This is a genomic window from Dietzia cercidiphylli, from assembly GCF_014145145.1.
Lineage (GTDB): Bacteria > Actinomycetota > Actinomycetes > Mycobacteriales > Mycobacteriaceae > Dietzia > Dietzia natronolimnaea.
The window spans coordinates 1-8921 of sequence record NZ_JAALEA010000195.1 but is presented as its reverse complement, the minus strand read 5'-3'; the positions used below and the strand labels follow the sequence as shown (position 1 = coordinate 8921).

Sequence of the window (8921 nt, the reverse complement as noted above, 5' to 3'; positions counted from 1 at the left end):
GGGCGTCTGCCGGCGGGTGGGGTCGCCAGGAGACTCACCGCGGGTGCGACCCCGCTGCGGGGCCCGGCGGATGGGCCCCGACGCCTCCCCGGGACGCCGGGACGACGACCGATCGCGGCCGTCGCCCCGGCGATCAGAAGGGCGTGGTGGGCGAGCCATGAGCCCTCCTCTCGACTACCTACCTACTGGGGCCGTGCTTTCTTGGGCTGCGCGACCCGATGGCCTGGCTCAGGCGTTGAAGCGCGGGAAGGCGCCGGCACCGGCGTACCGGGCGGCGTCCCCGAGCATCTCCTCGATGCGCAGCAGCTGGTTGTACTTGGCCACCCGCTCCGAGCGGGCCGGGGCGCCGGTCTTGATCTGGCCGCAGTTGCAGGCCACCGCGAGGTCGGCGATGGTCGTGTCCTCGGTCTCGCCCGAGCGGTGCGACATCATCGAGGCGTAGCGGTTGCGGTGTGCCAGTTCCACGGCGTCCAGCGTCTCGGTGAGGGTGCCGATCTGGTTGACCTTGACCAGCAGCGCGTTGGCCGCGCCCTTGGCGATGCCGTCGGCCAGACGCTCCGGGTTGGTGACGAACAGGTCGTCGCCCACCAGCTGGACCTTGTCGCCGATCATGTCGGTCAGGGTCTTCCAGCCCTCCCAGTCGTCCTCGTCGAGCGGGTCCTCGATGGAGACCAGGGAGTAGTTGGCCACGAGGTCGGCGTAGACGTCGGCCATCTCCGCGGCGGAGAGCTGCTTGCCCTCGAAGTTGTACTTGCCGCCGGAGTAAAACTCGGTGGCCGCCACGTCGAGCGCGAGCGCGACGTCGGAGCCGAGCGTGTAGCCGGCCTGCTCGATGGCCTCCACGATGAGGTCCAGCGCGGCCTTGGTGGAATCGACCGACGGGGCGAAGCCGCCCTCGTCGCCCAGGCCCGTCGACAGGCCCTTGTCCTTGAGGACGGCCTTGAGGGAGTGGTAGACCTCGGTGCCCACGCGCAGGGCCTCGCGGAAGGTCGGCGCGCCGATGGGCGCGATCATGAACTCCTGGACATCCACGCCCGAGTCGGCGTGGGCGCCGCCGTTGAGAATGTTCATCATGGGCACGGGCAGGACGTGCGCGTTGGCGCCGCCGATGAAGCGGTACAGCTCCAGGCCGGCGGCCTCGGAGGCGGCGCGGGCCACGGCGAGCGAGACGCCCAGAATGGCGTTGGCACCGACGTGGGACTTGTTGTCCGTGCCGTCGGCGTCGAGGAGGGCCTCGTCGACCAGGCGCTGCTCCTCGGCGGGGATGCCGATCACGGCCGGGGCGAGCACGTCCAGCACGGCCTCGACGGCCTTGGTCACGCCCTTGCCCAGGTAACGGTCGTCGGAGTCGCGCAGCTCCACGGCCTCGTGGGCGCCGGTCGAGGCACCCGAGGGCACCGCGGCCCGCCCGAACGAGCCGTCGTCCAGAAGCACCTCTACCTCAACGGTGGGGTTGCCTCGCGAATCGAGGATCTCCCGGGCTCCGACCTGCTCGATAAGCGCCATCTGTGCTCCTTGGGGAAGTTCGTGGATCGTGTCTGGGTCGGCACCGCGCTGGGTGGTTGCAGTACCGGGGGCCATTGTTCCACGTCGGTCTACAGGGCGGGGTCAGGCGTGCTGGGCCACATCCCTTCGGGTGCGCTGCGTGTCTGATCACGTCACGGCGGGATGCGATGCACGTCCGGACCACACCGGCAGCGCAACCCGGAGGTGAAGAGTAAAGCCTCGGCCCATCAACCCGGCACGTACTGCCCATTCGGACAGATTCGTATTACGATAGTGCCCATGGAGCGGAAAATTCAGGGTCAGAACGTCTCCGAAGAACAGCTCGACAATTGGGTCGCCGAGGCTGAAGAGGGTTACGACATCGCCTGGCTGCAGAAGCGCATGGGTCGGCCCGCACGATCCGACCGCGCGGCCCGAGTCGTCCCGGTTCGCCTGACCGATGCTGAACTCGAGGCTGTCATGGCCCGCGCCGACCGGGAGCACCTCAACCGATCAGAGGCGATCCGCCAGGCGTTGGCGCAGTGGGCCGCCGCCTCGTGATAGTCCGACCATCCGCGAGGAAACACGGCATCAAGGACGACGACATTCGGGCGGCGCTCGAGTCGCCAGTCCTCTCCGGCCCACTGGACGATGACCATCCCCAACGCGTCCTCGTCCTCGGGTTCGATACACTTTCGCGCGTACTAGAGTTGATCGCGCTGTACTACGACGATGGCACGATCGAGGTAATTCACGCGATGAAGGCCCGCCGTTCCTATCTCAACCTGCTTGAGTAGCTGCCGCGTTCAGACTCTTGCCGTTGCGCACTGACGTCAGCAGCAGACCAATACCGGCGTCCGACCTCGTCGTCGTCAGTTTTCGGCCCCTCAGCCCAACGCCACCACGCACTTGCCCGTCGTCCGCCCAGAGAGCATGTCCACGATTTCCACAGCGCTGCGAGGTGCTTCCTGGCTTCGGGAAGTCGGTCAACGAACATGGGAGATCAACACGACGTCGTCGGGCTTGAGGGACGTCACCACGAACATCCCCGCCCACGCCGTGAGGCCCGTCATCCCGAGCAGCCCCACCTCAAGCTCCGGCGGGCCCAGCGCACGGTCCAACTTGGACAGCGCCCCGGCCACCCCGAGGCCGGATCCACCAGGGCGTACTCGCGGTGTCCGAGGTCGTGGTGCACCGAGTCGTCGGGGGTGTACTCATCCGCGTCCGACTCGACCACCTCGCCGACCACCATCTCGGCGAGCGCCTCCCCCGGCTTCAGGGCCTGACTACGAACCACCTCGCAGTCAGAATTCCGGCCGCGGCTGGCCCGTGTCGTCGTCGTAATCGCCTTACCTTCGTCCCTAATGCGCGGCCTCACCCCGGCACCCACGCTCACCTCGACGGCCCGGCGGGGTGCGCACCAGCCGACGGCGGCGGTGACGTACCCGGCCCCTACAGTGAGCCCGACCCCGCCAGGACCATCCAGGAGGACTCCGTGGACTCACCCGCCCTCATCACCGCCCGCAACGGGGCAGACATCTGATGGCGGCCCGGTCCTCACGCTCAACGACAAAGAAACGCAAGTCGAGCTCCAGGCGGGCGACGTCGGCCAAGAAGCCCAACACGACGCCGACGATTCCGACGATCCCTCCCGGCCAGCGGGTGTGGCTGCTGGAGCTCCCGTGGGGAGGACTGGGCGGAGGGGCGCCGGCCGGAGTGACCTACTACAAGTCGCTCACCGCGCACGCCTATGTCGGCACCGCCCTGCCGGACCCACTGGAGCACTACGCCAGTAAGCCCTACTCCTACCTGCGGTGGCTGGAAGACGAGCTCAACGGCAGCGAGGGCCCGGGCGCGACCGCCGCGCCGATGACGCTGCGCCCGGAGCAACGCGCGGACGTGGACGCGATCGTCGCGGCCGCCCAGCGCCAGTTCCGGCAAGTTCACCTGGCCAACGATGTGGGCACCGGCAAGACCCTGGTGGCGGTGGCTGCGGCGAAGGCCATCGCGAACATGCGCGGCGCTCGCACCATCCTGGTGACGGTGGACCGGCCCGCGCGCATCACCATCCCGTCGTGGCGGCGCACCATCGCAGCACTGGGTAACGAGGACCTGTGTGACGACGACCTGCGCTGGATCATCATGTCCTCGGACAGCCTGGGCAAACTCATGGCTCGAAACGGGCGCCCTCGCCTCAAGGTCGACGTGGCGGTAATTGACGAGGCCCACCAGTTCCGGCACGCCAGCAAGCGCACCAGCTACATGCGGCGACTGACCCGCATGGACGGCCCGCACGAGAAGTCCCCTTTCGTGCTGACGATCACCGCCACGCCGGGCCATCACCCAGGCGAATGGGGCTACCTGTCGTCGCTGTTCGCACAGGTACACGGCGACCCGCCTGCACGGTGGGCGGACTTCGGGCGGACCCTGGCCGAGCGGGGCGTGCCCCTGGAGACCTCGTACGGCAAGTGGACGTGGACCGTGGAGGCCAAAGAGTCGCTGCCGATGCAGCAGGCCGCCATCAGCGACGTGCGCGACATCCTGCTGCGGCACGACCCGCCGCTAATGCTCACCCGGTCGGCGCCGTGGGGCCCGCCTCCGTTCGACGTGGACCTGGTGGAGCTGACCCCGGACCAATGGCGGGCCTACGAGCTGGAGTGGGGCGACTTCCAGCGAGAGATGCACTTGGCCAGGACGGGCAACAACGTCGCTCGCGGGTTGGCTGCGCTGGTGCGATTGCGCCAGAAGGCATCGATGATCCGGGTCGAGCACACGGTCGCGGCGGCGAAGGCCGAACTCCAGCGCGGCTACCAGGTGTTGATCGCGACCGAGATGGTGTCCACAGCCGCGCACCCGGTGGCCGAGCTGCTCGAGGCCGACGGATTCCCGGTTGCACGGATCTACGGCTCGAACCCGCAGGCCGAGTCCGAGCGGATGCGGTTCCAGCGAGGCGAGGCGCCCGTGGTGGTGTTCAACACGCCCACCGCGATCAACCTGCAGGCGCGCGAGCAGTTCGCCGACGGCACGTTCGCGACCGACACCCCGCGCAGGGGCTTCTTCCATCAGGCCCGCTACTCGGGGCTCCTGGCCGAACAGACGATGGGCCGCGCGCACCGGAATCATCAGGTGTGCGCGTGGTCGCTCCTGGCGGCGGCCGGCACGATCGAGGAGCGAGCGGGGACCGTGATGTTGTCCCGTCTCATCGCCTCGGCGACCAGCACCGATGCGGACTCCTCCACCTTCTCGGAGGTGGCCCGGGTGTTCGGTATCGACTGGATCCCTGCCGTCCGATTGGCGGACGAGCTCGGCTAGGTGTTCTGGATGCAGGGCGCTGTGCCCGCGAACCGTGGGGCGCCACGACACGCTCACCGCCCGTGGCGTGTCCCCGCGACGGGCAGACTGGTTCCGGCGAACGCCCTGGTCGTCGTTATTTACGCGCTCCTTTCCGATTACTCGGCCGATACACTCCCAGGGTGCGGATTCGTCCGATCGATCTGGTGGATGTCCTGGCGTATCTCGTCGTGCTGGGCGTGTTCATCCAGCTATTCCCCGCGGTCCTCTCGGAGACGTTCCTGCTGGCACTTCTCACGGCGGTCCTGCTCAAGGCGGTCCTGGAGATCGTCCTGCGGGTCAAGAAGCGGATTGTGGGCCGCATCCGCTCGGGAAAGACGCTCACAGTTCGCGTCGTGAACGTGGCCGCGCTGGTGTTGGTGCTGCCGGGTAGCAAGTTCCTGGTCCTCGAGCTGGTGGCGCTCGCGTTCGGCGACGCCGTCCAGCTGGGCGGCTTTCTCGCTGTGACCGCACTGATCGTCGTGCTGATGCTCGCACGCGGCGGCATGCGGCGGTTTCTGGCGAAGAGTGAGCAGTGACCCAACACGGCCGCGGCTCCGGCCACGGTCTGACCACACAGTGACGAGCATGATCGACCCCGCCGCACCCATCTCAACCTGTGTAGGTAGCTGCCGAATTCGGACCACTACTGGTGCGCACAGCCGTCAGCAGCAGACTGATATCGGCGGCCGACCTCGTCGTCGTCACCAGTAGGCCCCTCAGCCCAGCGCCACCACGCACTTGCCCGTCGTCCGCCCGGAGAGCATGTCCACGATCGCCTGCGGCGCGGACTCCAGGCCCTCGTACTTCGCGAGGTCCAGGTTCAGGTCGCCCGACCGCCACAGTTCCGCGAGGTGCTTTCTGGCCTCGGGAAGCCGATCCGCGAACGTGCCCGCGAGGAAGCCACGCAGATTGATGTCCTTGGTGGTGGCGTTGAAGAGGTTGTCGGGAGCGGCCGGAGGCTGACCGTCATAGCCAGCGATCGCGCCACAGAGGGCGACCCGGCCGAGCGGGCGCAGGTGAGTGAGCGCGGCCTTGAGGTGGTCGCCGCCGACGCTGTCGAAGTACACGTCGATCCCCTCGGGCGCGAACTCGCTCAGCGGCTCGTCCAGCCCGTCGCGCCAGTTGAACGCCGCGTCGAGCCCGAGTACATCCTTGAGGTAGGTGACCTTCTCGGCACTACCAGCGCTGCCGATCACCCGGCACCCGTGCGCCTTGGCGAGCTGCGCCGCGACGCTGCCCACCGCGCCGGCGGCCGCGGAGATCCACACGACGTCGTCCGGCTTGAGGGACGCCACCACGAACATCCCTGCCCACGCCGTGAGCCCGGTCATGCCGAGCAGCCCCACCTGGAGCTCGGGCGGGCCCAGCTCGCGGTCCAGCTTGGACAGTGCCCCGGCCACGCCGAGGGCCTGGTTTTCCGGATCGACCAGGGCGTATTCGCGGTACCCGAGGTCGTGGTGCACCAGGTCGCCGGGTGCGTAGCCCTCCGCGTCCGACTCGACCACCTCACCGACCACCATCCCGGCGAGCGCCTCCCCCGGCTTGAGGGCCGGCAGGTATCCGGGAGGCGAGACGGGATCGAGCCGCAGCCGGGTGGCCGCGTCCACGGAGAGCAGCGTGTTGCGGATGAGCACGTGCCCCGGAGCCATGGTCGGCATCTCGGTGGGCACCACCTCGAGGTCGTCCACCGCCAGCGCACCGTCGGGGTGCCTGACCAGGCGAACCTCCCGGTTGCCCTGCGCTGCGTTGCCGGTCGTCGTGTCGTTCATCGCCGTGTCGGTCATGCGATCCCTACCGATCGTTGTGTGGGCCAGTTCACACCGACAGTAAATGAACTGACTTCACTTGGGTAGTGGATGGGCGAAGTTGGACCACGCAGGGGCGACCACAGGGCGGGCACGCGCGTGACGCAGGCGGGCGCACCCCAAACCTTGACGGAACCGCAGCCCCTGGACGGTGCGCCCCCGACGCCCCCACCCCATTGCGCTCGCCGCCGACGCGGTGAATGATGAAAATCGAGTGATAAACCGAGGTGAGGGCCCGTCAACGGCTACGTGCTCTTACCGCCGACTCGAGCGGGGTGGCACACGAAATGCGCGCACTGATCGTCTTTCAATCGATGTACGGCTGCACCCACGACATTGCCAACGCGATCGCACGCGGCGTCGCTCGGGTAGGTGACGCCACGACAGTCCCCGTCTCGCACGCGATAGACGAGGACACCTCCGTCTATGACCTGGTGATCGTGGGCGGCCCCACCCATGTCCACGGAATGAGTCGCGAATCGACCCGGCGTGGTGCGGTCGAAGCCGCCGACCAGCCAGACAGTGCCCTGACGGTGGAACCCGATGCGGCGGGTGCGGGGATCAGGGACTGGCTCGGCGAGCTCTCCCGGCGCGAGGGGGCTGCTGCCGCGTTCGATACCCGGGTCGACAAGCCCGCGATCCTCACCGGTCGGGCATCCAAGGGGATCTCGAAGAAGCTGAAAAGCCTGGGGTTCACCCTCGTCGCCGAACCGGAGAGCTTCCTGGTCGACACCCAGACCCAGCTGCTCGAGGGCGAAGAGGCCCGCGCGGAGCAGTGGGGCCAGATGGTGGCCGCGCGGATCACGTGAACCCGGGAGAGTGTGATCCCCTCTCCCAGTGGGTGATCCGACTAAGGGTCTATTGCGACAGGGGCCGGACCTCGTCGAGCATGACGTCGACGAAGACGTCCTTGTTGTCCGCGCTGCCGAGGCCGTGCCCGCCCTCCAGCCAGATCAGTCTCTTCTCCGGCGCCGAGAGCTCGTCGTAGTACTCCTCGACCAGCGTCGGCATCGCATTCACGTCGTGCCGCCCCACGAAGAAGAACACCGGCACCTCGAGCTCCGGAGCCTGATCGACGAAGTCCAGGTCTTCCAGCTGCGGGTAGACGGCGTTGAACGAGTTGATCAGACCGCGGGTGTGGTTGATCGTGTCGACGTAGCCGTACTCGGGCACGAGCAACCCGAGAAGCGGCACGACCAGCGTGTAGCGGGGAACCCCCATCATCTCGTTGAGCACGTCGAGAAAGTCCACGTACGGCCACACCACAGCGTCGCCGTAGTACGGCGGCGGTCCGTTGTTCCGCAGCGTCTCCGCTCGCCCGGTATCCCCCTGCTCCTCGAGGTGATCCAGCGCCAGTTGGTACCCCATCCGGTCGTTCTCGGTGGTGTTGACCATCTGCCCGCTGCTGATGAACGCGTGGAAGAGCTCGGGGTGTTCCTGGGCCAACCAGATGCCCAGGATGCTCGACCACGAGACTCCATAGATGTAGATCTTGTCCTGCCCGAAACGTTCGCGGAGGTGGTTGGTGAGCGCGGTGGCATCGGCCACGAACCGCTCCCGGTCGAGGTCGTCGAACGGCACGGCGCCGTAGGACTTTCCGGTCCCGGGCTCGTCCCAGTTGACCACCGTGAAGTGCTCCTCCAGTGGCCTGAACTCGGTGGAGTTGAAGAAGCCGCCTCCACCGGGGCCGCCCATCCCGAGGTTGAGCAGGACCGGATTCGACGCGTCATGGCCGCGAATGGTGATCCACTGTTCGCTGCCGTTGAGCTCCACCGCCTCCATCTCGGCAACGCTCCCGGGGACGGGCTCACCGTCCGACCCGGTGATGGGCGGCGTGATCGCCAGGGTCTGCGACGCCAAGACGGCCACGATCGCGGCGAGCGCCATGACACCCACCGCCATCGGTCTCACCGCCCGCCGGCGGCGTCGGAGGATGAGCCAGAGTAGCGCGAACAGGCCGAGCAGGAGCAGTGGAAGCCATGCCCACATCGGCACCGACGTGGTGAGCGGCAGAAGCAGCACGGGCAGGAACAGCACCACGGCCGCGATCACTGCCGCAGCGGTCAGCCATCCACTACCTCGACGACGAGGACGCCCTGTGCGCTTGTCAGTCACGGTGACTCCAGGGGCTATGCCTCTGAACCTACGAGGTGGTACGGCCGCGGTCAACGGTCGGGACGGTTGGCCCCGCGCTCACCGCGGCGATCCGCAAGGCCCCGGCGGGGCGCCAGCAGATCGCGCTGGCCCGCGCGTCGAGGTCCAGCTCCCGGCCGTCGGGCAGCTCCAAGCCGCTCACCT

The 8921-nt window shown here is 67.9% G+C and carries 9 protein-coding genes; 5 read left to right on the top strand and 4 right to left on the bottom strand.

Translation table 11 applies throughout. The annotated features are described in order from the left end of the window. Positions 1-228: 228 nt before the first annotated feature. Positions 229-1506 carry a phosphopyruvate hydratase gene (gene eno, locus G6028_RS07740; protein ID WP_182658521.1) on the bottom strand — a complete coding sequence of 426 codons (1278 nt, stop codon included), beginning with the start codon at positions 1504-1506 and terminating at the stop codon, positions 229-231. Positions 1507-1785: 279 nt separating this feature from the next. Between eno and G6028_RS07735 the strand changes: the two genes are divergently transcribed. Beyond that, positions 1786-2046 (top strand): ribbon-helix-helix protein, CopG family, encoded by a 261-nt coding sequence (locus G6028_RS07735; RefSeq protein ID WP_182658520.1) that lies wholly within the window; start codon positions 1786-1788, stop codon positions 2044-2046. Continuing rightward, entirely contained in the window at positions 2028-2282 is a 255-nt protein-coding gene (locus tag G6028_RS07730; RefSeq protein ID WP_182658519.1) for a hypothetical protein, read from the top strand. Before G6028_RS07735 ends, G6028_RS07730 begins: the two co-directional genes overlap by 19 nt. Positions 2283-2471: 189 nt before the next feature. Here G6028_RS07730 and G6028_RS07725 read toward each other — a convergent pair whose 3' ends face one another. Then, positions 2472-2627, bottom strand: coding sequence for a hypothetical protein (locus tag G6028_RS07725; protein ID WP_182658518.1), 156 nt, complete (start codon positions 2625-2627; stop codon positions 2472-2474). A 574-nt stretch (positions 2628-3201) separates the two neighbouring features. Here G6028_RS07725 and G6028_RS07720 point away from each other — a divergent pair. After that, the gene (locus G6028_RS07720) at positions 3202-4797 is read left to right on the top strand and encodes a DEAD/DEAH box helicase family protein (RefSeq protein WP_338404175.1); all 1596 of its coding nucleotides are present in this window, start codon (positions 3202-3204) and stop codon (positions 4795-4797) included. Between the two features lie 161 nt (positions 4798-4958). Further along, positions 4959-5354 (top strand): hypothetical protein, encoded by a 396-nt coding sequence (locus G6028_RS07715; protein ID WP_182658516.1) that lies wholly within the window; start codon positions 4959-4961, stop codon positions 5352-5354. A 180-nt stretch (positions 5355-5534) separates the two neighbouring features. Here the strand turns inward: G6028_RS07715 and G6028_RS07710 are convergent, their stop codons facing one another. After that, positions 5535-6602 (bottom strand): MDR family NADP-dependent oxidoreductase, encoded by a 1068-nt coding sequence (locus tag G6028_RS07710; protein WP_206685739.1) that lies wholly within the window; start codon positions 6600-6602, stop codon positions 5535-5537. Positions 6603-6910: 308 nt separating this feature from the next. Between G6028_RS07710 and G6028_RS07705 the strand changes: the two genes are divergently transcribed. Continuing rightward, positions 6911-7432, top strand: a complete 522-nt coding sequence (locus G6028_RS07705) for a flavodoxin domain-containing protein (protein WP_182658515.1) — start codon at positions 6911-6913, stop codon at positions 7430-7432. Positions 7433-7481: 49 nt separating this feature from the next. On the opposite strand, the gene G6028_RS07700 is transcribed toward G6028_RS07705, so the two are convergent. Then, positions 7482-8738, bottom strand: a complete 1257-nt coding sequence (locus G6028_RS07700) for an alpha/beta fold hydrolase (RefSeq protein ID WP_206685738.1) — start codon at positions 8736-8738, stop codon at positions 7482-7484. Between the last annotated feature and the right edge of the window lie 183 nt (positions 8739-8921).

What these genes read in the sequence shown, in the direction of transcription:
- eno (WP_182658521.1), bottom strand. Translation starts at nt 1,506, where the DNA reads ATGGCGCTTATCGAGCAGGTCGGAGCCCGGGAGATCCTCGATTCGCGA.
- G6028_RS07735 (WP_182658520.1), top strand. Translation starts at nt 1,786, where the DNA reads ATGGAGCGGAAAATTCAGGGTCAGAACGTCTCCGAAGAACAGCTCGAC.
- G6028_RS07710 (WP_206685739.1), bottom strand. Translation starts at nt 6,602, where the DNA reads ATGACCGACACGGCGATGAACGACACGACGACCGGCAACGCAGCGCAG.
- G6028_RS07705 (WP_182658515.1), top strand. Translation starts at nt 6,911, where the DNA reads ATGCGCGCACTGATCGTCTTTCAATCGATGTACGGCTGCACCCACGAC.